The sequence below is a fragment of the Streptomyces sp. NPDC008137 genome (assembly GCF_042957035.1).
Taxonomy (GTDB): Bacteria; Actinomycetota; Actinomycetes; order Streptomycetales; family Streptomycetaceae; genus Streptomyces.
Window position 1 is genome coordinate 132,105 of record NZ_JBIBHN010000009.1, and the last position, 21,269, is coordinate 153,373.

Annotated in this window: 20 protein-coding genes and 2 pseudogenes; 8 read left to right on the forward strand and 14 right to left on the reverse strand. The window is 69.8% G+C overall.

Annotated elements, in window-relative coordinates:
* Positions 1-263: 263 nt before the first annotated feature.
* Positions 264-464, reverse strand: coding sequence for a hypothetical protein (locus tag ACFZBT_RS17475; protein ID WP_391103975.1), 201 nt, complete (start codon positions 462-464; stop codon positions 264-266).
* A 215-nt stretch (positions 465-679) separates the two neighbouring features.
* Between ACFZBT_RS17475 and ACFZBT_RS17480 the strand changes: the two genes are divergently transcribed.
* The 3 genes from ACFZBT_RS17480 to ACFZBT_RS17490 all read left to right on the forward strand — a co-directional run bounded on the left by ACFZBT_RS17480 (position 680) and on the right by ACFZBT_RS17490 (position 4,631).
* On the forward strand, positions 680-1,168 hold the full coding sequence (locus tag ACFZBT_RS17480; RefSeq protein WP_391103978.1) for a MarR family transcriptional regulator: 489 nt from the start codon (positions 680-682) through the stop codon (positions 1,166-1,168).
* Positions 1,169-1,181: 13 nt separating this feature from the next.
* Entirely contained in the window at positions 1,182-3,719 is a 2,538-nt protein-coding gene (locus tag ACFZBT_RS17485; RefSeq protein WP_391103981.1) for an MFS transporter, read from the forward strand.
* Positions 3,720-3,809: 90 nt separating this feature from the next.
* Entirely contained in the window at positions 3,810-4,631 is an 822-nt protein-coding gene (locus ACFZBT_RS17490) for a YceI family protein (RefSeq protein ID WP_391103984.1), read from the forward strand.
* Here ACFZBT_RS17490 and ACFZBT_RS17495 read toward each other — a convergent pair.
* Positions 4,614-5,324 (reverse strand): ANTAR domain-containing protein, encoded by a 711-nt coding sequence (locus ACFZBT_RS17495; RefSeq protein WP_391103987.1) that lies wholly within the window; start codon positions 5,322-5,324, stop codon positions 4,614-4,616. The two genes, ACFZBT_RS17490 and ACFZBT_RS17495, sit on opposite strands and share 18 nt — an antisense overlap.
* Before the next feature lie 57 nt (positions 5,325-5,381).
* Positions 5,382-6,104, reverse strand: a complete 723-nt coding sequence (locus ACFZBT_RS17500) for an ANTAR domain-containing protein (protein WP_391103990.1) — start codon at positions 6,102-6,104, stop codon at positions 5,382-5,384.
* Positions 6,105-6,320: 216 nt separating this feature from the next.
* Here ACFZBT_RS17500 and ACFZBT_RS17505 point away from each other — a divergent pair, with 216 nt between their 5' ends.
* Positions 6,321-6,674, forward strand: a complete 354-nt coding sequence (locus ACFZBT_RS17505) for an STAS domain-containing protein (RefSeq protein ID WP_391104461.1) — start codon at positions 6,321-6,323, stop codon at positions 6,672-6,674.
* A gap of 10 nt (positions 6,675-6,684) precedes the next feature.
* A complete protein-coding gene (locus ACFZBT_RS17510; RefSeq protein WP_391103993.1) occupies positions 6,685-7,155 on the forward strand; it encodes a TIGR03618 family F420-dependent PPOX class oxidoreductase in 471 nt (156 codons plus the stop codon).
* 13 nt (positions 7,156-7,168) lie between these two features.
* Here ACFZBT_RS17510 and ACFZBT_RS17515 read toward each other — a convergent pair whose 3' ends face one another.
* The 8 genes from ACFZBT_RS17515 to ACFZBT_RS17550 all read right to left on the reverse strand — a co-directional run bounded on the left by ACFZBT_RS17515 (position 7,169) and on the right by ACFZBT_RS17550 (position 17,378).
* On the reverse strand, positions 7,169-7,924 hold the full coding sequence (locus ACFZBT_RS17515) for a TetR/AcrR family transcriptional regulator C-terminal domain-containing protein (protein ID WP_391103996.1): 756 nt from the start codon (positions 7,922-7,924) through the stop codon (positions 7,169-7,171).
* Positions 7,925-8,077: 153 nt separating this feature from the next.
* The gene (locus ACFZBT_RS17520) at positions 8,078-9,574 is read right to left on the reverse strand and encodes an MFS transporter (RefSeq protein ID WP_391103999.1); all 1,497 of its coding nucleotides are present in this window, start codon (positions 9,572-9,574) and stop codon (positions 8,078-8,080) included.
* A 126-nt stretch (positions 9,575-9,700) separates the two neighbouring features.
* On the reverse strand, positions 9,701-11,926 hold the full coding sequence (locus tag ACFZBT_RS17525; protein ID WP_391104002.1) for a glycosyltransferase family 39 protein: 2,226 nt from the start codon (positions 11,924-11,926) through the stop codon (positions 9,701-9,703).
* Positions 11,923-13,368 (reverse strand): glycosyltransferase, encoded by a 1,446-nt coding sequence (locus ACFZBT_RS17530; RefSeq protein ID WP_391104005.1) that lies wholly within the window; start codon positions 13,366-13,368, stop codon positions 11,923-11,925. Before ACFZBT_RS17530 ends, ACFZBT_RS17525 begins: the two co-directional genes overlap by 4 nt.
* 14 nt (positions 13,369-13,382) lie before the next feature.
* Positions 13,383-15,134: an ATP-binding protein gene (locus tag ACFZBT_RS17535; RefSeq protein ID WP_391104008.1), complete on the reverse strand. Its 1,752-nt coding sequence runs from the start codon at positions 15,132-15,134 to the stop codon at positions 13,383-13,385.
* Complete coding sequence (locus ACFZBT_RS17540; RefSeq protein WP_391104011.1) at positions 15,131-15,871, reverse strand: response regulator; 741 nt, start codon at positions 15,869-15,871, stop codon at positions 15,131-15,133. The genes ACFZBT_RS17535 and ACFZBT_RS17540 overlap by 4 nt, the downstream gene beginning before the upstream one ends.
* 151 nt (positions 15,872-16,022) lie before the next feature.
* Entirely contained in the window at positions 16,023-16,895 is an 873-nt protein-coding gene (locus tag ACFZBT_RS17545) for a DUF2797 domain-containing protein (RefSeq protein WP_391104014.1), read from the reverse strand.
* 93 nt (positions 16,896-16,988) lie between these two features.
* Entirely contained in the window at positions 16,989-17,378 is a 390-nt protein-coding gene (locus ACFZBT_RS17550; RefSeq protein WP_391104017.1) for an HGxxPAAW family protein, read from the reverse strand.
* Positions 17,379-17,444: 66 nt separating this feature from the next.
* Between ACFZBT_RS17550 and ACFZBT_RS17555 the strand changes: the two genes are divergently transcribed.
* Positions 17,445-17,954 carry a MarR family transcriptional regulator gene (locus ACFZBT_RS17555; RefSeq protein WP_391104020.1) on the forward strand — a complete coding sequence of 170 codons (510 nt, stop codon included), beginning with the start codon at positions 17,445-17,447 and terminating at the stop codon, positions 17,952-17,954.
* Here ACFZBT_RS17555 and ACFZBT_RS17560 read toward each other — a convergent pair.
* Positions 17,863-18,417 (reverse strand): NUDIX domain-containing protein, encoded by a 555-nt coding sequence (locus ACFZBT_RS17560; protein WP_391104023.1) that lies wholly within the window; start codon positions 18,415-18,417, stop codon positions 17,863-17,865. The two genes, ACFZBT_RS17555 and ACFZBT_RS17560, sit on opposite strands and share 92 nt — an antisense overlap.
* Before the next feature lie 228 nt (positions 18,418-18,645).
* A complete protein-coding gene (locus tag ACFZBT_RS17565) occupies positions 18,646-18,906 on the reverse strand; it encodes a hypothetical protein (protein ID WP_391104026.1) in 261 nt (86 codons plus the stop codon).
* 613 nt (positions 18,907-19,519) lie between these two features.
* Between ACFZBT_RS17565 and ACFZBT_RS17570 the strand changes: the two genes are divergently transcribed.
* Positions 19,520-19,903, forward strand: coding sequence for a hypothetical protein (locus tag ACFZBT_RS17570; RefSeq protein WP_391104029.1), 384 nt, complete (start codon positions 19,520-19,522; stop codon positions 19,901-19,903).
* A gap of 361 nt (positions 19,904-20,264) precedes the next feature.
* Here the strand turns inward: ACFZBT_RS17570 and ACFZBT_RS17575 are convergent.
* Positions 20,265-20,383, reverse strand: a pseudogene (locus ACFZBT_RS17575) (IS5/IS1182 family transposase); the annotation flags it as partial.
* A 517-nt stretch (positions 20,384-20,900) separates the two neighbouring features.
* Here ACFZBT_RS17575 and ACFZBT_RS17580 point away from each other — a divergent pair.
* Positions 20,901-21,164, forward strand: a pseudogene (locus ACFZBT_RS17580) (NUDIX hydrolase); the annotation flags it as partial.
* Positions 21,165-21,269 lie beyond the last annotated feature (105 nt).

Sequence of the window (21,269 nt, forward strand, 5' to 3'; positions counted from 1 at the left end):
AACCGCTGCGGGCGGACACCCCCCGACACGGCCCCTTGCGTGAGCCGGCGGGTGCGGGTTCGCTCGGCTGCGGGCATGCGTGCCGCTTAGGGCGGCACGGGTGGGCGGTGGGGGTCCCCCCGCTCGAGCGAAGCCGAGAGTGGGGGAGGCACCCCGCTACGCGGGGCTGCGCACCCACCCGGCCTCAACACCAACGCCGAGCGCCTCGCCGCGCCGAGTTGCGAACCGCCCGGCCTCAGCAAAAGCGCCGGGTACTCACCGACTTACGCCAGCGCCAGCCAAGCCACCGCCGCGACGACCGCTACGGCGACGACGACGCCGAGGATGAGGCCGATGCGCGGGCCGCCGCCGGCGGGCGTCGCCGCGGCCTGCCGCCCCTGCGGCGCCTCGTCGACGAACGCGCGGAACATCTGGGTGCTGCCGGCAGGGTCGTGGTTGCCCTGGGGGGCCTGGTTGTTAGCCATGGCCCGAGACCCTAGCGAAAACGCCCGGGCTCCCCAAGTGGGGGTTGGTCTTCCGTTTGCCCCGGGACGACCGGTACCACCACCCTCGCCACCAGCACATTTACTGACGCAATACTTGCCTTTGCCAAGTTTTGATGCCGCATTCACCTCCTTTATTTGCCTTCAGCAACCAACAGCTCCTATGGTTGCCCTAAGCAACGAAAGCGGGAGGTGTCATGGCCGAGAGGGCGCAGTACGAAGAGCTGGTCCGCCAGTTCAGTGCCTTCGGTGCCGTGAAGCGGGAGCTCGGCCGGATCATGCCGGCCGAGTGCCCCGGCGGGTCGGCGGCCGTTCTGACCCTGCTGGGCCGCCATGGCGACATGCGCATGAGCAAGCTCGCCGAGCTGCTCGCGGTGGACATGTCGGTCACCAGCCGCCATGTCACGCACGTCGTGGACCGGGGCTGGATCGAACGCTCCCCCGACCCCGCGGACAAGCGCTCGCGCATCCTGCGCCTCACGCCCAAGGGACACGCGCAGCTCGACGAGTTGTCCCGGCGGACCACCGAGGTGCTGGAGGAGCGCCTGAGCGACTGGTCCGACGAGGACGTCCGCCGGCTCACGCAGCTGATGGCGCGGCTGCGGGAGAGCTTCGACTGCCGGACCGGGACCCGGGCCGCACCCAGCGCTTTCGACCAGACCACCCGTACACCCGCAAGCACGTAAGAAAAGGAAGCCCATGGCAACGACCACACCAGCCGGTGTGCGGGCTCATGCCAAGCACGGGGGAGGCTCGCACAGCTCCTCCGGCGACGGCGCTCCGATGACGCACCGGCAGATCATGGAGGCCCTCACCGGCCTTCTGCTCGGCATGTTCGTCGCGATCCTGTCGTCGACGATCGTCTCCAACGCCCTGCCCCGGATCATCGGCGACCTCGGTGGCGGCCAGAGCGCCTACACCTGGGTCGTCACCGCGTCCCTGCTGACGATGACGGCGTCCACGCCGCTGTGGGGCAAGCTCGCCGACCTGTTCTCCAAGAAGCTGCTGATCCAGATCGCGCTCGTCGTGTTCGTGCTGGGCTCGGCCGCGGCCGGCATGTCGCAGAACCCGGGCATGCTCATCGCCTTCCGCGCCGTCCAGGGCATCGGCATGGGCGGTCTGTCCGCGCTGGCCCAGATCATCATGGCGGCGATGATCTCGCCGCGTGAGCGTGGCCGGTACAACGGCTATCTGGGCGCCACGTTCGCCACCGCCATGGTCGGCGGGCCGCTGGTCGGCGGTGTCATCACCGACACCGACTGGCTCGGCTGGCGCTGGTGCTTCTACGTCGGCGTGCCCTTCGCCGTGATCGCCCTGATCGTGCTGCAGAAGACCCTGCACCTGCCCGTGGTCAAGCGGAAGGTCAAGGTCGACTGGGCCGGCGCCTTCTTCATCAGCGCGGCCGTATGCCTGCTGCTGGTCTGGGTGACCTTCGCCGGGGACAAGTACGACTGGGTGTCGTGGCAGACCTACGCGATGGTCGGCGGTTCCGTGGTGCTGCTGGCGGTGTTCGTGCTCGTCGAGGCGAAGGCCAGTGAGCCGATCATTCCGCTGCGGCTGTTCCGCAACCGCACCATCACGCTGGCCTCCGTCGCCTCCCTGTTCGTCGGTGTCGCGATGTTCTCGGGGACCGTGTTCTTCAGCCAGTACTTCCAGCTGGCGCGGGACAAGTCGCCGACGATGTCCGGGGTCATGACCATTCCGATGATCGCGGGACTGTTCGTCTCCTCCACCGTCTCCGGGCAGGTCATCACCCGCACCGGGCGCTGGAAGGCGTGGCTGGTCGCCGGTGGTGTGCTGGTGACCGCGGGCCTCGGGCTGCTGAGCACGATCCGGTACGACACCGAGTACTGGCACATCGCGGCCTTCATGGCGCTGATGGGCCTCGGCATCGGCATGATGATGCAGAACCTGGTGCTCTGCACGCAGAACCAGGTGGAGCCGGGCGACCTGGGCGCCGCCAGCTCCACGGTGACCTTCTTCCGGTCCCTGGGCGGTGCGGTCGGCGTCTCGGCGCTGGGCGCGGTCCTGGGCAACAAGATCACCGACTATGTGAAGGACGGCCTCGCCGACCTCGGCGCCAAGGGCGCGGCCTTCGGTCACGCCGGCACGGGCGGGGGCGGCATCCCCGACCTCGACGCGATGCCCGCGCCGCTGCGCACCGTCGTGGAGAGCGCCTACGGGCACGGTGTCGCGGACGTGTTCCTCTACTCGGCCCCGCTGGCGCTGCTCGCCCTGCTGGTGTCGCTGTTCATCAAGGAGGTCCCGTTGAAGACGAAGGGTGGGCTGGCGCAGGCCGCCGAGCCGGAGACGGCTGCGGCTCCCGCCGGGGCCGAGGCTCCCGCCGCCGAGAAGGCCGTGCCGAGCTGGGCCGTGGCGGAGAGCGAGGCCGTCGACGGCACCGGGGCCGAGGGCACGCAGCGGCTCGCCGCCGTCGCCACGGAGGTGCGTGCCGAGGAGGCCTCCGGCGGTGCTCCCGGCGTCCCCGTTCACGGGTTCGTCCGCGGCGCCGAGTCCGTGCCCGTGCCGCAGGCCGCCGTCACGCTGATCTCGCTGGCCGGGCGTCAGCTGGGCCGGTCCGTGGCGCAGGCCGACGGCTCGTACGCGGTGGACGCCCCGGGCTCCGGGTCGTACGTGCTGATCGCCTCCGCCGACGGCTTCCAGCCGCAGGCGTCCACGGTCGTGGTGAACGGCGAACCGGTCGCCTACGACATCCTGCTCAGCGGCACCAGCGGCCTGACCGGTCTGGTGCGGGCCGCCGAGAACGGGCTGCCGGTGAAGGACGCGATGGTCATCGTGACCGATGTGCGTGGCGATCTGCTGGCCAACGGGACCACCGGTGAGCAGGGCGAGTTCACCTTCGCCGAGCTGGTGCCGGGGGCGGTGACCGTCGCGGTGAACGCCGCCGGATACCGGCCGCGGGCCCTGCCCGTCGAGGTGGGCGGCACCGGGGTCACCCGGGTCGAGATAGACCTGGACTCGGGGGCTCGCGTCCAGGGTGTCGTGCGGGCTCCGCACGGCCCGCTGGCCGACGCCCGCGTGACGCTGGTCGACCAGGCGGGCAACGTCGTCGGCTCGGCCACGACCGGGACGGACGGGGCGTACGCCTTCACCGACCTGGACGGCGGCGAGTACACCGTCATCGCCACGGGCTACCCGCCGGTGGCCACCGCCCTGACGGTCACGGGCTCCGGCGCGGACGGCCACGACATCGAGCTCGCCCACCCCGGCGAGTAGCAACGACCCCGGCCCGTGACAGGTGGGCGCGCTCTGAGCGGAGGTGCGCCCCCTGTCGCGGGCCGGTTTCTTTGATGAGGAGTAGCTGAGATGGGACTGACCGCGAGGATCCGTACCCGGGACGGTTGGGCCGTGTCGCACGCGGTCGTCACGGTGGCGGACATGAGGGGCGCGCAGGTGCTGCGGGCCGAGGCCGACGCGGAGGGCGCCGTGCGGGACGCGACGCCGCTGGAGGCGGGGGCCTACACCGTGATCGTGACGGCTGTGGGCTATGCGCCCGCGGCTTCCAGTGTGATCGTCACCGCGAGCGGGCGGGCCGAGGTCGGCTCGGTGACGCTGGCGCGGCAGGGCGGCACCGAACTGCCGCCGCCCGGCCCGTGGACCGTCGACCCGGTGCACTCCAGCGTGGCCGCCGTGGCCCAGCACCTGGGCATCTCCAGCGTGCACGGACGGTTCACGGAGTTCTCCGGCTCGATCGAGATCGCCCCGGACGACGTCACCAAGTCGCGGGTGGAGGCGGTGATCCGGGCCGCGTCGATCGACACCGGAAACGTCATGCGCGACGGGCACCTGAAGTCGCCGGACTTTCTCGATGTGGAGCGGTTTCCCGAGATCACCTACCGGTCGACGGGGCTCACGGAGGCCGGGTCCGACCGGTGGACCGTCCACGGCGAGCTGGGCATGCACGGTGTCGTACGGCCGGTCGATCTGGACCTCGCCTACCTCGGTACCGGGCCGGACCCGTGGGGCGGCACCCGCGCGGCGTTCCGGGCCACGACCGAACTGCACCGCGAGGACTTCGCGATGAACTACAACCAGGTCCTCCAGGCGGGCATCGCCGCCATCGGTACGACGCTCAAGGTGGAGCTGGACATCCAGGCCGTGCAGGGCGAGTCACTGCCGGCGGTGTGAGGCCGGGTCGCGCGGCTGGGAGACTCTCGCCACCAACTGGTCGCACAGGTCGCGGAGCTTGACGTTCCGGTCCTGCGAGACCCGGCGCAGCCGCTCCAGCGCGACGCGCGCGTCGACCCGCTCCCGGGCCATGAGGATGCCGATCGCCTGGTCGATGACGCTGCGGGAGAGCAGCGCGGTGCGCACATCGGCCGCGGACTGGCGCCCGCGTTCGATCCGCAGCGCCACGTCGATCGCGTCCCCGGCCCGGGCCGCGAACGCACGGGCCGCATCCCGGCCCGCACCCAGCGAGCCGGACTCCTCGCCGTAGAAGTTGAGCGCCGCGCCCGTCTCGCCCTCTATGGCGATGGGCACGGCCAGCACGCACCGGACCCCCTTGGACAGCGCGTAGCGCGTGTACTCCGGCCAGCGTGACTCCGCCGTCAGATCGTCGGCGTACTGCTCTTCGCCGGTCTCGGCGGCCTCCACACAGGGGCCCGAACCGTTCTCGTACTGCCGCAGGTCCAGGCCGCTGGGCAGGCCGTCGCTGCCGGCCAGCGTGAGCAGCCGCCCGGCACGGCGCACCGTGATACTGCACGCGGCGGCGCCGGGCACCTCTCGCACCGCACGGTCGGTCAGATCGTGCAGCAGGGTGTCGAGACCACTGCTGCGCACCATCGCCTGGTCCAGCGTGTCGGACGTCTCGGAGCTCATGACCGTACGTGTATCCCGTCGCCGCCCGCGCACGCCCCCGACGTAACCGGGCTCACGTCAGGTGCTGTTGTGCGTGCCGACGATGCGGCGGGCGATGTCCCGCAGTTTCACGTTCTCCCGCTGGGAGGCCCGCACCAGGCTCTCGAAGGCGGCGGCCGCGTCGATGCCCTGGCGCTCCATCAGGATGCCGGTGGCCTGGCCGATCAGGTCCCGGGTGTGCATGGCCTCGGTGAGCTGCTCGCGCACGGTCGCGGAGTCCAGGGCGATGCTGACGTGCGCGGTGAACAGCCGGCCGATGCGCGTCGCGTCCTCGTCGAAGACGCCCGGCTTGCGCGCGTAGGCCGTGAGCACGGTAAGCCGGCGGCGGTCGGCGCGCAGCCGCAGCGACAGCGCCGAGCGCAGGCCCAGGGCCGACAGCACGTCCCAGCCGTCGTCCGCGTCGCTGTCCCCTATCCGCGCCACCGGGCTGTTCCACAACCGCTCCCAGTGCCCGTGCGGTTCGCGGCCGGTGTGCCGGGCCTCGGCGGAGCGCACGACCTCGTCGGTCCAGGCGAGCGTACGGAGCCGGCTGCCGCGCTCGAGCACGGAGACGCCGGCGTGCTCGGCCCCGGGCATGAGGTGCACGGCCAGCCGGACGGCCGTACGCAGGGTGTTGTGGGGGGTGAGCGTCTCGTGCAGCTGCTGAGACGCCACCGTCAGGGCTTCGGCCAGCTCAAAGCCAGCCGGAAAACGGGGCAAATCAGGAAACTCGGACGCAGCCACCACGAACCTCTTCGGCATGCACGGCCATGGCCGTGCGCAGGAGAGCTCCGCAGCACATTCCCGACTGCGAGCACAGGACGGACAGCACTCTAGCTGCTCGGTTGCGTCCAGGTGACGTCCGGCCGACGGCCGCGACAGGCGCTTCCGCAGCCACACCCCGGCGTGGTGGAATGGGCCCACGGGTCAGGAAGCGGCCTTACCGGAATCCGGACGAACGTCTGCCAGGTGAGTGCTGTGACTTTCATCCCGAATCCCACCGAACCGGAGGACCTGCCCGGACGGGTGTACCTCACGATGCCCGCGGAGATCGACTTCTGCAACGCCGCCGAGCTGCTCCCGCTCATCATGTCCGCGGCCCGGGACCGTGGTGACAGGCTGGAACTGCTCGTCCTCGACCTCTCCCGCACGTCCTTCATGGACTCCCAGGGCGTCCGCCTCATCAACGACATCCGGCACCGGCTGCGCCCCGGGGCCCGGGTGCGTCTGGTGGCCCGGCCCGACGGCGTCGCGAGCAGCGTCCTGGAGCTGACCGGACTGCGCCGGGACGTCCCCGTGTACGACAACCTGGCGGAGGCCATGGCGTCGTAGGCTGCCGCCCATGGCACCGAACATCGCGACGAACACCCGTGTCTCCCTCGACGAGTTGCTCGACTTCGTACGCCCCCGGCACCACGCGATCCTGCTGACCCGACGGTCCGACGAAGGCCCCCAGGGCTCGCCGCTGACCTGCGGCGTCGACGACTCCGGCCGGATCGTGGTCTCCACGTACCCGGAGCGGGCCAAGACCCGCAACGCCAAGCGGGACCCGCGCGTGAGCCTGATCGTCCTGAGCGACGACTGGAACGGCCCGTGGGTGCAGATCGACGGCACCGCCGAGGTCGTCGACACCCCCGACTCCATCGAACCGCTCGTGGAGTACTACCGGAACATCGCCGGTGAGCACCCCGACTGGGACGAGTACCGCGCGGCCATGGCCAAGCAGGGCAAGTCCATCATCCGGATCACACCGGAGCGGTGGGGGCCGGTGGCGACGGGCGGGTTCCCGGCGCGGCTGGTGGAAGGGGAGTAGCCCCGACGGCGGCTCAGGCGCGGGCGACGATCGTCTCGATGCCGGCGATCAGCAGTTCCAGCGCGAACTCGAAGTCCCGCTCCAGCATCTCCGCCACCGTGTCGCCGCCGCGGGCCGCCATCATCTCTTGGGAGTCCCGGATGAGGTCGGCGGCCTGCGAGGACTCGGTCGCCGTGCTCATGGCGTCCTGGAAGTACTCGTCCAGGGTCATGCCGGCGGCCGCGGCCCGGGTGGAGAGATGGCCCTCGAGGGTGCCGTACCCGTAGACGAACTGGAAGACCGCCGAGATGGTGCTCGTCAGCCGGTTCGTGGGCAGCCCGGCCCTGCGGACCACGCGCTGCACGGCCCTCGAGTACGCCACGTTGTGGGGACCGATGTTGAGGTAGGTGCCGACCAGCTGCGACACCCAGGGGTGGCGGACCAGCAGTCCGCGGTACTCCCGGGCGAGGGCACGCACCTGGTCGCGCCAGTCCTCGTCGGCGTCCGCCTCGGGCAGCCGCATCTCGCCCATGGCCTCGTCCAGGGCGAGTTCGAGGAGGTCGTCCTTGGTGTCGACGTACCAGTAGACGGACATCGCGGTGACGTTCAGCTCACCGGCCAGCCGCCGCATCGAGAACTTCGCCAGCCCCTCGGCGTCCAGCAGCCGCATGGTGACCTCGACGATGCGCGCCCGGTCCAGCCCCGAGGGCTGTCCGCCACCGCGCCGCCGGTGCGCCTTGCCGTCCAGCCACACACTGCTCCGGGCGGCTTTGTCGGCTGCTTTCGCCATGGCGCACCTTCCTCGACTTGCTGATGCCGATCATGCTAGGCGCCCCGCTTTTCGCTCGGGGGCGCGAGCGGTGTCGATCTGCGGCTCCGCCGCGTGGGCGCGACCAGCCACAACGGGTCCCGCAGCCACCCGATTGCCCAGCCGCCCAGCCGCCTACGCGGACTCTGCCCGTTCGGCCCGCCGCAACAACGCCGCCGCGACCAAACCACCCAGCAGAACGGCCACCGCGCCCACCAGCTGACTGCTCTCCAGGCCGGAGGCGAACGCGTCGGAGATCCGCGCCTTCTCCTCCGCCGAGTCCGCCGCCGCCAGCGCCGCGGGCAACGACGCCGCGGACACGGCGACCAGCGACCCGAACCGCGAGTTGAGCACGGCACCGAGGACAGCGACACCCAGCCCGTTGCCGAACTCCGCGAGCGTCCCGTTGATCCCCGCTCCCACTCCCGCCTTCTCGGGCGGAATCGCACTCATGATCGCGTTGGCCATGGCCGGCATGGACAGCGCGACACCGCCACCCATGACGATCAGACCGAGCAGCATCCCGCCGTACCCGTGCCCGCCGAACAGCGCGATCGCCGCCAGCCCCGCGGACACCAGGGTCATACCGAGCGCGATGGCCGCCGGCGTCCCGGCCTTGAGCACCAGCTTCGCCCCGACCCCGGTGAAGTTGAGCGCGACGACGGTCAGCGCCAGCGGCGCGGTCCGCAGCCCGGCGTCCAGCGGCTCGTAGCCGAGGACGAACTGGAGGTGCTGCGTGAGCAGGAACAGCGACCCCGTCATGCCGAACGCCACGAGGATCGTGCCCGCGACCGCGCCCACGAACTTCTGGTTGCGGAAGAAGTGCATGTCGAGCATGGGGTTGTCGACGCGCAGCTCCCACATGACGAAGAGACCGAGTACGACCAGGCCGATCAGCGCGGAGACCAGGACCTGGCCGGACGTCCAGCCGTGCTCGGGCCCGGTGATGATCGCGTAGACGCACGCCGTCATGCCGATGGTCGACAGCACCGCGCCGACCAGGTCGGGCCGGTCGCCCGCCGTGTGCTTGGACTCCGGGACGAGCGCGGCGACCGCGACCAGGCCGAGCACGGCGACCGGGATGTTGATCAGGAAGATGGCGCCCCACCAGAAGTGGTTCAGCATCACACCGCCGATCAGCGGCCCGGCCGCGAACCCGAGCGAACTGACCGTCGACCACAGCGCGATGGCCTTCACCCGCTCCTTGTCGTCGAAGATCTGCACGACGACTGCGAGGATCGTGGTCATCAGCAGGGCGCCGCCGACACCCATGCCCGCACGGGCCGCGATCAGCTGCCCCGGGCTCTGGGAGAGCCCGGCCGCCAGCGAGCCCACGCCGAATATCGCGAGGCCCGCCATCAGCAGCAGCTTGCGGCCGTAGCGGTCGGCGGCGTTGCCCGCGGTGAGCAGCAGGCCGGACTGGACCAGCGCGTACGCGTTCATCATCCACTGGACGTCGGCGGTCGTCGCGTCCATCTCGCGAGTGAGCGAGGGGATCGCCACGTTCAGGATGGTGTTGTCGAGCAGCACGGTGAGCTGCGCGAGGCAGATGACACCGAGGATCAGCCAGCGTTGCGGGTGGCCGCCGGAAACCGTCTGTGGTGGGGCCTGTTCCTGTGGGGACGTCGTCATGCTGTACACCGTAGAACAGTTCCCATACGGCGTACAACGCGGTTTGGGGCCGGATACGGCGAAGGGCGGTGGCATTCGGCCACCGCCCTTCGCCCTTCGCCCTACCGGTCCGTACTCAGGTGACCGTCAGCCGCTCGCCTTCTGTGTGAGGTCGTAGAAGGTGGACGAACCGGCCGTGACCTTCTTGAACGTGGACTCGACCCAGGAGGTGATCTGGGAGGACGTGCCGTCGCTGCTGCCGCCCATGCCGCCGCCGCTGCCCGAGCTGATGAAGTAGTGGATCTTTCCGTCCGCCACGTACTGCTTGAACTGGGCCAGCGTCGGGGACGGGTCCGTGCCGTTGAAGCCGCCGATGGCCATCACCGGGTCGCCGGTGGACAGCTGGTAACTCGCCGCGTTCTGGGCGCCGATGGCCGCCGCGACCCAGGTGTAGTCGTCCGCGTTCTTCTCCAGCAGCGCCTTGGCCTCGGAGCTGACGCTGGCGCCGTTGAGCAGGCCGCCCATGCCGCCACCGCCACCCCTGCCTCCCATGCCGCCCATACGGCCGTCGCCGTTCTGCTGGCCTTGCTGGTTCTGGTTCTGGCCGCCGCCGGGGAAGCCGTTGCCATTGCCGGGCAGCTGGCCCTGACCCTGGCCTTGGCCCTGCTGCCCCTGCTGGTTCTGGCCCTGCTGGCCTTGCTGGTTCTGGCCCCCGCCGGGGAATCCGCCCCCGCCGGGAACACCGCCCATCCTGCCGCCACCGCCGGGGCCGCCCCGGCCGCCGGAGACCGCCGGACCCGCGGTGACGATCGAGCCGGAGTGCCCCTCGTTCAGCGTGGTGAGGGTGTACGCCGCCGGACCGGCCAGCGCGGCGACGAGGCCGAGTCCGGCCGCTCCCAGGGCCAGTCGACGGCCCAGCCGGCCGGCGAAGATCAGGCCGAGGGCGGAGGTCAGACCGCCGACCAGGACGAGCCACTTGAGCCACGGCAGGTAGTCGGAGGAGCGGTTGAGCAGGACGTACCCCCAGGCCGCGGTGGCCGTCATCGCGGCCGCCAGGGTCAGCGACGCCCACGCCCTGTCACGCTTCTCCCAGAGCAGCGCCGCACCCATGCCGATCAGCGGGGCGATGTAGGGGGCGAGGGCCACCGTGTAGTACTCGTGGAAGATGCCCTGCATGTAGCTGAAGACCACCATGGTGATCAGCAGCGAGCCGCCCCAGACCAGGAACGAACCGCGCGTCACCGAGGTCCGGCGGGCCATGGGGGTCCCCCCGCTCGAGCGAAGTCGAGAGTGGGGGAGGGTGGCCACCAGGGCGGCGACGAGCAGGATCAGCGCGGCCGGGATCAGCCAGGAGATCTGGCCGCCGATGGAGGAGCTGAACATCCGGTCCCAGCCGGTCTCGCCCCAGGCGCCGCCGCCGTTGCCGCCCCCTCCGCCACCGCCGACGCTGCCGGTCTCGTCGCCGTTGAGGCGGCCCAGGCCGTTGTAGCCGAAGGTCAGTTCAAGGAAGCTGTTGTTCTGCGAGCCGCCGATGTACGGCCGGGACGACGCGGGCCACAGCTCGACGATCGCGACCCACCAGCCACCGGAGACGACGATCGCGACCAGGGCCGCCGCGAGCTGGCCGATCCGCTTCTTCACCGTCACCGGCGCGCAGACGCCGTAGACGAGGGCGAGCGGCGGGAGGATCAGGAAGGCCTGGAGGGTCTTGGCGAGGAAGGCGAAGCCGATCGCGGCACCGGCCCACAGCAGCCACTTCGTCCGGCCGTCCTCCAGGCCCCGGATGACGAAGTAGCAGGCGGCGGCCATCAGCAGCGCCAGCATCGCGTCCGGGTTGTTGAAGCGGAACATCAGCGCCGCGACGGGGGTGAGCGCGAGCACCGCGCCCGCGATCAGACCCGCCGCGGGGCTGAACCGGCGGCGCACGGCCGCGTAGACGACGGCGACCGTACCGACGCCCATCAGGACCTCGGGGACGAGGATGGCCCAGGAGCTGAGGCCGAAGAGCCGCACCGACAGGGCCATCGGCCACAGCGCGGCCGGGGGCTTGTCGACGGTGATGGCGCCCGCCGCGTCCAGTGAGCCGAAGAAGAAGGCCTTCCAGGACTGGCTGCCGGCCTGGACGGCCGCCGAGTAGAAGGAGTTGGCGTAGCCGGAGGCGCTCAGGTTGTAGAGGTAGAGCGCGGCGGTCACCAGCAGCAGGCCGAGGAAGGCCGGGCGGGCCCAGCGGGGGTCCTCGGGGCGGCCGTGCCAGAGCCGCTGCGCGAAGGGCCGCTTCGGTTCACCGGCGTCGGGGGCCGGTGCCGGGGGGCGGGTCCAGGTGTCGGGACTCGTGTCTCTGCCGGTGGTCTGCTGGTCATAGTGGATCGTCATCGGGAGTCCCTCGGGTCGGTGTCGTTCGGCCGCACCGGCTGGAGCCGCATGGTGGCGTCCCTCCCCCACTGGGCGGTGTCGTGCGCGTACTGGGGGGTGCGCTGCGGGAGCGGCCCGTACGGGTCGTGGCGCGCTGTGGAGAAGGTCGGCGAGGACAGGTGGTGGACCGGGGTGGGCGAGGCGGCCACCGGCGGTTCGCCGTCGCGGCGGTCCGGGAACACCCACGCCCGGAAGAGCAGGAAGCGCAGCACGGTCGCCGCGAGGTTGGCGGCGATGAGCACCGCCAGTTCCGTGGAGTGCGCGGGCTCGGAGGTGGCCGCGCCCAGCGCGGCGAGCGAGCCGCTGGTCAGGGCCAGTCCGATGCCGAAGACGACCAGGCCCTGCGCCTGGTGCCGCACGGCCCCGCCGCGCCCGCGCACCCCGAAGGTGAGCCGCCGGTTGGCCGCCGTGTTGGCGATCGCCGAGACCAGCAGGGCGAGCGCGTTGGCGACCTGGGAGCCGGTGAAGAGGCGGAAGCCGCTGTAGAGCAGCAGGTAGAAGAGGGTCGACAGGGCGCCGACCACGCAGAACCCGACGAGCTGGCGGGCCAGGCCCTTCGGTACGTCCTTGATCTCTCGGTCGCGCGGGTCGTCACCGAACGGCCGGGCGATCCGGTCAAGCGGCAGCGAACCGGTGGCCAGGGCCCTGCCGATCCGCCACACGCCCTTGAGGTCGTCGGTCGCGGTCTTGACGATGTGCACGGTCGAGTCGGGGTCGTCGACCCAGTCGACCGGCACCTCGTGGATACGGAGCCCCGCGCGCTCGGCGAGCACCAGCATCTCGGTGTCGAAGAACCAGCCGGTGTCCTCGACGAGTGGCAGCAGTACCTGCGCCACGTCACGGCGGATCGCCTTGAACCCGCACTGGGCGTCCGAGAAGCGGGCCTGGAGCGAGCCGCGCAGGATGAGGTTGTAGGCCCGGCTGATGAACTCCCGCTTGGGGCCGCGCACCACCCGCGAACTACGGGCGAGCCGGGAGCCGATCGCGAGGTCCGAGTGGCCGGAGATCAGCGGCGCCACCAGCGGGAGCAGGGCGTTGAGGTCGGTCGACAGGTCCACGTCCATGTACGCGAGCACCGGGGCGTCGGAGGCCGACCAGACGGCCCGCAGGGCCCGGCCCCGGCCCTTCTGCTCCAGCCGGGAGAGGGTGACCTCGGGAATCTCCGCCGCCAGCCGCGCCGCCACCTGCGGGGTGGTGTCCGTGGAGGCGTTGTCCGCGACCGTGATGCGGAACGCGTACGGGAACGTCCTCACGAGGTGCTCGTGGAGTCTGCGGACGCACGGCTGGAGGTCCTTCTCCTCGTTGTAGACGGGGATCACTACGTCCAGGACAGGCGTACCGGCTGGCGCGGCCGGGAGGTGCTCCCGCGCCGGCAGGGTGCCGGGAGAAGAGTCGGTTCGCATGGAACCGACTCTCGTCAGGCGCCCTGTTGTACCGATGTGGTGACGCTGTGGCGTGCCTGTGAGTGCTGTTGCCAGCTCATTTCCTGCTGCGGCTGCGCCGCGAGCGCGGGCAGGTGCACCGTGAACACGGTCCGCCCGGGCACGCTGTCGACGGTCACGGCACCGCCGTGCGCGGTCGCCACGGCCTGCACGATGGCGAGGCCTAGACCGGTCGATCCGGTGTTGCGGGAACGCGCGGAGTCGCCGCGCGCGAACCGTTCGAAGACGTGCGGGAGCAACTCGGCGGGAATGCCCTGCCCGTTGTCCTCGACGTCCACGCACAGCCAGGGCCCGCGCCGCTGCACCCGTGCGGTGACGGTCGTGCCCGGTGGCGTGTGATTACGGGCGTTGCCGAGCAGGTTGACGAGGACCTGTTGCAGCCGGGCCGCGTCCGCCGACACGAGCGCGGGCTCGTCGGGCAGGTCCAGACGCCAGTTGTGGTCCTGGCCAGCCGCACGCGCGTCGCTGACCGTGTCCACGACCAGCGGTACGAGGTCGGTCTGCTCGAACCGCAGCGGCCGCCCGGCGTCCAGGCGCGCGAGCAGCAGCAGATCCTCGACGAGCAGCGTCATCCGCCCGGCCTCGGACTCGATCCGCCCCAGCGCGTGCCGGGTGTCGGGCCCGACGTCCTCTCTGCCGCGCCTGGTCAGCTCGGCGTACCCGCGGATGGAGGCGAGCGGAGTGCGCAGCTCATGACTGGCGTCGGCGACGAACTGCCGGACCCGCGTCTCGCTCTGCTGCCGTGCGTGCAGCGCCCCGTGGACGTGGTCGAGCATCCGGTTGAGCGCGGCTCCGACCTGCCCGACCTCGGTGTGCGGATCGGTCTCGGAGTCGGGGACACGCTCGCTGAGGTTGACCTCGCCGGTGTGCAGGGGGAGTTCGGAGACGCGGGTGGCGGTGGCGGCGACTCGGCGGAGGGGGCGGGTGGCGACGCCGATGAGCACGGAACCGGCGATGGCGGCGGCGACCAGTCCGGCGCCGGTGACGCTGACCTCGACGAGGATGAGGGTGTTGATGGTGGTGGTGACGGATTCGGTGGGGAGGGCGACGTAGTAGCTGCCGCTGCCGTCGACTTCGGTGACGTACTGAACGCGGTACTCGCCGAGGTCGGGGATGTCGACGGTGTACATGCCGTGCGTCTTCGGCACCTCGGCGAGGGCGGCCCGCTGCTCGTCGCTGAGCTCGACGGCCAGGTTCCGCTGGAAGGGGCCGTTGTCGTTGGAGGTCTCCTTGGCGAAGACCGCCTCGGTGACGCTGCCGTCGGCACCGACCTCGGCGGCGACGGTGCCCGGCTGCGCGGGGCCCATGGCGAAGCCGGTGATCCTGTTTATCGATCCGGCGCCCTGCTGGTCCGCGCTCTGCCCGTTCGTGGAGATCCCGTTCCCGGTTCCGGGGCTCTCGGTCCCGGTTGCGGAGGTCCCGTTCCCGGCCGCGCTTTCTGTCCCGGTCCCGCTGTTGCCGTCTCCGTCCTGCCCGTCCCCGTCGTTCCCGCCCCCGGGTTTCATGGGTCCCGACAGGCGCTTGCCGGCGTCCTCGACCTTCGCGTCCAGCTGCTCGTAGAGATGCGACCTGAGAGCAAGGGTCGTCACGGTCCCGATCACCGCGCACACGACGGCGATCAGCACCACGGACGCGACGACGAGCCGCGTCCGCAGAGTGCGCGGCTTGCCCGCTCGCGCCTGCTTGCCCGCTCTCTGCTGCGGACGCGTCCGTCGTCGCCCGCTCATGACGCCGCGGGCTTGATCAGGTAACCGGCACCACGCCGGGTGTGGATCATCGGCTCGCGCCCGGCGTCGATCTTCCGCCGCAGATACGAGATGTACAGCTCGACGACATTGGCCTGCCCGCCGAAGTCGTACGACCACACGCGGTCCAGGATCTGCGCCTTGCTGAGCACGCGCCGCGGGTTGCGCATCAGGAACCGCAGCAGCTCGAACTCGGTCGCGGTCAGGTGGATGTTGTCCCCGGCCCGGGTCACCTCGTGGCTGTCCTCGTCGAGGGTGAGGTCGCCGACGACCAGCGTGGAGTCGGAGCGCCGGTCGGCGGCACCGGACCGCCGTATCAGCCCGCGCAGCCGGGCGACGACCTCTTCGAGGCTGAACGGCTTGGTGACGTAGTCGTCGCCACCGGCCGTCAGCCCGGCGATCCGGTCCTCGACGGCGTCCTTGGCCGTGAGGAAGAGCACCGGCACGTCCGGCAGCTCCCGCCGCAGCCGCCCGAGCACCGCCAGCCCGTCCATGTCGGGCAGCATCATGTCGAGCACGACGGCGTCGGGCCGGAAGTCCCGCGCGGTCTGGACGGCGCCCTGGCCGTCCCCCGCGCTCCGGATCTGCCATCCCTCATAGCGAAGGGCCATGGAGAGCAGTTCGGTGATCGACAGCTCGTCGTCCACCACAAGCACGCGGACGGGGCTCCCGTCCGGCCTCAGCAGTTCGGTGCGCCCGTGGGGCGAGGTCGTGGTCATGTGAGCACGATGTCGAGGACCTCTGAGAGCACCCTTTCGGGAACCTGTGAATTCCCTGAGAAACGCACAGGCGGTTCTCAGGGAACGCCTGGGAACGCCGGACTTCGGTGGGGTACGGGGTGTCGGGGAAGCTGTGGGTCCGCTGGGCGGGTCAGAACAACCCGTCCTGCACTCCCACCTCCTCCTTGAACTCCGCCACAGGAACGGTCAGTTCCCCACCCACCGCGGGCACCAGCCCCCACCCGGTCATCAACCGCGTATCGAGCACGACGACCCCGCGCCCGGTGGCCAGATGCAGATCGGGCCCGGCGGCTGCCACGAGCTCCCCGCTCACGACCCCACCGGCGACCAGCTCGCTCACACCCCCGACGGCACCGGACAACCCCGCGAGCCCGAACACCTCGACATGATCGACAACCCGCAGCGGCTCCCGCATCAGCGACTCCGGCCACCCCCCGAGCGCCACCGCCCGAGCGTGCAACTCGGCGACCTCACCGGCCCGGTCGGCCGCCACCTCCGGCAACGCGGCCCGCACGACCCGCTTCTCGGCGTATGGAATCCGGTCGGGCACCCCCAGCGCGGCCCGCAACAGCTCCTCGGTGCGCCGCGCGGCCATGAGCGGCCCGGCACCCAGCCAGCTGAAGCAGACGGCACCCTGCTCCAGGAGCCGGGCCGAGCCCCGCTCCACCGCAGTGATCCCGACCTTCGTCATGCCGGGCCCGAACCACGCCAGATATACGTGATACGGCCGGGGGTCGTCCGCGATCGTGTCGGCGGCCACGGAGTGCGCCCGGTCCAGCCGCGCACACTCCTCGCACCGCGCCCCCGTACTCCGCCCCGGCACGGCCACCCGCGCCGGACACGCATGCCCCCGAGCCCCCACACACGTCCGCACGCCCCCCTCCGCGACCCCGAAGGCCACGCGTTTCCCCCAGGTCAGCGCGCTGCGCCGCCCGCCGTCCCACACCAGCACGGGACCGTCCGCCGACCATCGCAGCCCCGAGCACTTCCATGCCTGTGCCATCTCTGACGAGACTAGAGGGCACCACTGACAACGGCCCCGCGGCGCCCGGCCGGGACGATCAACGAGGGCTGCGACGAACCGGCGAGCAGGGGATCACCGCGCTGAATCGGCCCCGGCGGCGGCAGCGGCCACCTCCGACTCCCCGCCCGCACGCACCGGCACCGCGCCACCCAGCGCCGCCGGCCGCCTGCGTCCGGCCAGCCGGCACCCCAGGCACTCGTCGTGCCCACCCGGCGCCGACGAGTCCCGCACCCGCCAAGCCCACTCCTCCCGAGGCCGGAGGCCGGGCCCCTTCCCCCACCCGGCGAGGTGCAGCGCCCAGGTGACGAGCAGAGCCACGACCCCGATCGCTGTCCCACCGGCGATCAGCAACCCCGAGACCATGACGACCCCGGCACCCGCCACAGCGGCCGCGACGCTGCCGATCGCGCATCCGACCCACCCCGCGAACGTGTGCCCGTGGTCATACTCATGTGCGCTCACGCGCCGCCCCCTATCACACCCATGCTGTTTCGGGCCCAAACCTCTCACGGACCAAGGGAATTGGGAATGCCGGCCAAGCCGCGACCGGCCGCCACACCAGAGCAGGCACTCTCGGCGATGGACCACCTCATCGCGACCCACCTGGCCGGACAGCACGAGATCGCCCAGCAGGTCGGCATCAACGTGACCGACCTCACCTGCTTCGCCTACGTCATGGAGGCAGGCGAAAGCCTCCTCACCCCGGGCGACTTGGCAGCCCGCGTCCATGTCACGACCGGCGCGGTGACCGGCATCCTCAACCGCCTGGAACGCGCCGGCTACATCACCCGCCACCCCGACCCGATCGACCGCCGTCGCATCCGCATCGCCGCCCGCCCCGAAGCGGTCACCCGAGTCCTCGGGGTCTACGAGCCGTACCACGCCCGCCTCACGGAACTCTTCGCGGACTACTCCCCCACCGAAGTCGCGGTCCTGAACGACTGGTTCACCCGAGCGACCGCCCTGGCGGCGGACTGCTTGGAGGAACACTGCCGCCCCGACCGGCCCGGGACCGGCCGAGGTCCACGTACCGCCTGAAGGCATCGACCCCGTCCTCGACGAAGGACCACTCCTCGACGGCCTCCCGCAGCTCTCCCTCGGTCACCCACCCATACCAGTCGATCTCCGATGGATCAGGCGCGAGAACGTGACTGACCACGGCTTCGTGCAGGCCGAGCCAGTAGGGGCTGATCAGCCCGTCGCACAGAAACTTGAAGACGAACCGCACCGGCGCCCGCACACCCAGTTCCTCGGTGAGCTCACGCGCAGCCGCCTCCTCGTACGACTCCCCGACCTCTGCGGCACCACCGATCAGCCAGTTGTACTGCCCCGGAAACCGGGGCACCCTCTCCTGCCTCCGATGGACGAGGAAGCGGCCCTGCTGATCGCGGCAGACGGTCGTAGCGACGCGGTGCAGCCAGCGCCTCTCGATGGCCTCACCCCGCTCCACCACACCGAGCACACGATCCTGCTCATCCACCCGCTCCACCGGTTCGCTCATACCCCCAAGATCTCAGCGGGGCATCCGGCTCGAGACCCTGACGGCGGGGCGAGAGGGGCGCGGGCAGGCCATCCGGGCTGAGGCTCACGGCCGCGCGAACGGCTGGTTGCGGATCCCCCTGCCCGCTGCACCTGCTCCTTCTTCTTCTCCTGCTCCTGCTCCTGCTCCTGCTCCTGCTCCTGCTCCTGCTCCTGCTCCTGGACGAAGCGACTCTCTGACCGCGGCGAGCTATCCCGTCTTGCGTGAGTGCCGGTTCGACCGGCGGCGCACGGTGAAGAGGGAGGCGAGGATGCCGAGCGCCCAGGCGATCAGCAGGGCACCCCACAGCGGCATGGTCACCATCGGGATGAGAAGGCGGATCTCGACACTCGTGCGGTTCTCGAAGATGAAGATCAGAGCGACCGCGGTGATCAGAACGAACGGCAGGTAGCGACGGACGCCCGGACGGGAAAGGAACGGCGTACGCGCCTTGTGGCTGGTCTGGGCCATGGGGTGCCTCTCCCTCACGTTCCCCCTGGCTCCAGCGTCCCCTTTCAGCCCACAACCCGCCACCGAAACACCAGGGGCCCGGATCACTCCGGGGCACGATGGGTCACCTGGTTCACATTGAAGAACATCTCCACAAAATCGCAGAAGGGTGGGAAATAGGCGCACCACCAAAGGATGAATGAGATCTCATAGCCCTGCCGCGTCACTCACCTTGGTCCTGATGGTGAGTTCTGAAGATTCACCAGAGGGGTGGCGAAGTATGCGGATTTCAAGAAACCTGATCAATGCACGCCAGCACCATCGCACCAAGTAGAACTCAACTCGAACAAGGAATGCATACACCAACGCCCTTTGCTGCGCCGGGACCGCACAGTTTCTCTTCATTTTTAAATACCTGTCGCGCATCGAGCGCCACCTACAAGACATCAAGGCCTTTGAGCCAGAAAACGCGAAGATTAGGCGAGACCCATAAATGGACCATGCGGCACAATAAAGCACTAAAGCGGCAAAGTAACTGAAAAACATGCATACACCGCACTGCAAGTGAGCGTTACGATAACGTGATCAACTCAGTATTGCCCGAAGAAAGACATAGGCCGCATGCTCGGTTGTCATGAACCGAGCATTTTGTAAGCGAATAGGCGTCACGGTAATCGCTGCTGCCTCCGCCATGATTGTGTCCATCGCCCCGGCTGCCGCGATCACCGACATCAAAATCGCGGGAAACGGGGGAACGTTTACGTTCCATGACGACGGTGACGTATTCGAGGTGTGTGACACCAACGCGGACGGCGCAGCCGTACTGGGTCGACTGTATTACAAGCCGATCGGAGGTGATTGGTACGTAACGGAGGAGGAAGAAGACGGCGGCGACGGCGGGTGTGACAAAATGCCTCATGACGTCAACGGCGTGGGCGACTATCAGATGAAGCTGTACTGGCTGGGTACGGGCTATCCCGGTCTCCTCCAGGCTACGAGTCGCGTCTTCAACGAGTAGAGCCGCAGCGCGCCACGCCTAAGGCTCTGAGGGCAGGTTCGTGACCTGGCCTGTCGCGTCGGGAAGGCACAGGTTCCACAGCTGCGTGTGAGGCGCTGTCGATGATCTGAGTTGCCGTGGTGGACAGACGGCTCCGCGGGCGCGATGGTGCCCGAAGTCAGCTCCCAGGTCAGATAGCTCCTCGCCTATTTTCATCAACCATCGGGCAATCCGCTCCGCAAAAGCGCGAAGCGAAGGGCTGTCCCGTGAGTGGTCTTCGCATCGCCTCCAGAGTCGCCGGCCGCTCTGCACATGTGCGATGCCGACCTTGGCATGGTGGAAGCCGACGCCTTTGGGCGGCTGTCGCGGAGACGTGCATGCGTTCCTCTTCCCTCTCCGGGAATTCGGCCTGGCCATACTCGCGGAGTGCGGGATGACGAGACCCGTACCTCGCCAACCGCCGTCGGCGATCGTAAACGTTCTGCCGACGGCGGCCGTGGCGTAGCAGGACGCCGCATCCAACCAAGATCGCCAACAGTGGGCGGAAAACCGGACGACCAACCTGTCTTCGCTGGAGATCCTCGCCGAGACCTGCTAGCAGGGCCCGTGATCGCAGACCGATGGACGGGTGGTGAATCCCACCGCACCCAAGGTCGAGAAGAATGCCCCGCACTGGTACAAGGAGATGCACGAAGAACTGGCGGGTGCTGGCCCGCCATCTCGGCCGCCGCCATGAGCGACATCGTCCAGGCGCCGTCGGCCTGCTCTCCCATCAGTGGACAGTGGACCTGATCCCGCAGCACAGCAAACGTGAACACCGAGCCCCTCCGGAGCCTTGAGGTTTCAATGCCTACCGTGCACGAGCTCGCCAGTGAATTCCTCCACCTGGTACTCAGTTCTAGCCGGGGGCGGCGCTCTGCTCAGCGCATCTCGACAAGGTGACGCGTCAAGAGGGGAACATGCACCCGCCTCTCGATCGGTCTGAGATCCAGGAGACCGATCGAGAGGGGTCGCAGGTATGGAGTGGAAGACCCACGGTGAGCGTCAGGTCTACACCAACTCTTGGGTGAATCTGTGTCTGGTCGACGTTCAGTAGCCAGACGGACGTAGGTGGGAGTACCACGTTGCCCGCCTCCGGCACCTGGCCGTTGCCGCCGTAGTCCATGACCGCAAGAGGTCCTTATGATGTGGCGGCACCGCTTCATCACGGACTCGTGGGCTTGGAAGCTGCCCATGGGCCTGGTCGAGGACGGCGAGACCCCGGAAGAAGCTGCGGCCCGCAACTCCTGCGCGCCTTCCACGCCGTCACCCGCCCCGTCGCCCCGGCCCCTGAAGCAGAAGAGACCGAACCGACGCCCGAACGGCCTTGCCCCATACCCCGCTGCCG

Coding starts and splice junctions, on each gene's coding strand:
- ACFZBT_RS17475 (WP_391103975.1), bottom strand. CDS start 464: ATGGCTAACAACCAGGCCCCCCAGGGCAACCACGACCCTGCCGGCAGC.
- ACFZBT_RS17480 (WP_391103978.1), top strand. CDS start 680: ATGGCCGAGAGGGCGCAGTACGAAGAGCTGGTCCGCCAGTTCAGTGCC.
- ACFZBT_RS17485 (WP_391103981.1), top strand. CDS start 1,182: ATGGCAACGACCACACCAGCCGGTGTGCGGGCTCATGCCAAGCACGGG.
- ACFZBT_RS17490 (WP_391103984.1), top strand. CDS start 3,810: ATGGGACTGACCGCGAGGATCCGTACCCGGGACGGTTGGGCCGTGTCG.
- ACFZBT_RS17495 (WP_391103987.1), bottom strand. CDS start 5,324: ATGAGCTCCGAGACGTCCGACACGCTGGACCAGGCGATGGTGCGCAGC.
- ACFZBT_RS17500 (WP_391103990.1), bottom strand. CDS start 6,104: ATGCCGAAGAGGTTCGTGGTGGCTGCGTCCGAGTTTCCTGATTTGCCC.
- ACFZBT_RS17510 (WP_391103993.1), top strand. CDS start 6,685: ATGGCACCGAACATCGCGACGAACACCCGTGTCTCCCTCGACGAGTTG.
- ACFZBT_RS17515 (WP_391103996.1), bottom strand. CDS start 7,924: ATGGCGAAAGCAGCCGACAAAGCCGCCCGGAGCAGTGTGTGGCTGGAC.
- ACFZBT_RS17520 (WP_391103999.1), bottom strand. CDS start 9,574: ATGACGACGTCCCCACAGGAACAGGCCCCACCACAGACGGTTTCCGGC.
- ACFZBT_RS17525 (WP_391104002.1), bottom strand. CDS start 11,926: ATGACGATCCACTATGACCAGCAGACCACCGGCAGAGACACGAGTCCC.
- ACFZBT_RS17530 (WP_391104005.1), bottom strand. CDS start 13,368: ATGCGAACCGACTCTTCTCCCGGCACCCTGCCGGCGCGGGAGCACCTC.
- ACFZBT_RS17535 (WP_391104008.1), bottom strand. CDS start 15,134: ATGAGCGGGCGACGACGGACGCGTCCGCAGCAGAGAGCGGGCAAGCAG.
- ACFZBT_RS17540 (WP_391104011.1), bottom strand. CDS start 15,871: ATGACCACGACCTCGCCCCACGGGCGCACCGAACTGCTGAGGCCGGAC.
- ACFZBT_RS17545 (WP_391104014.1), bottom strand. CDS start 16,895: ATGGCACAGGCATGGAAGTGCTCGGGGCTGCGATGGTCGGCGGACGGT.
- ACFZBT_RS17555 (WP_391104020.1), top strand. CDS start 17,445: ATGCCGGCCAAGCCGCGACCGGCCGCCACACCAGAGCAGGCACTCTCG.
- ACFZBT_RS17560 (WP_391104023.1), bottom strand. CDS start 18,417: ATGAGCGAACCGGTGGAGCGGGTGGATGAGCAGGATCGTGTGCTCGGT.
- ACFZBT_RS17565 (WP_391104026.1), bottom strand. CDS start 18,906: ATGGCCCAGACCAGCCACAAGGCGCGTACGCCGTTCCTTTCCCGTCCG.
- ACFZBT_RS17570 (WP_391104029.1), top strand. CDS start 19,520: ATGAACCGAGCATTTTGTAAGCGAATAGGCGTCACGGTAATCGCTGCT.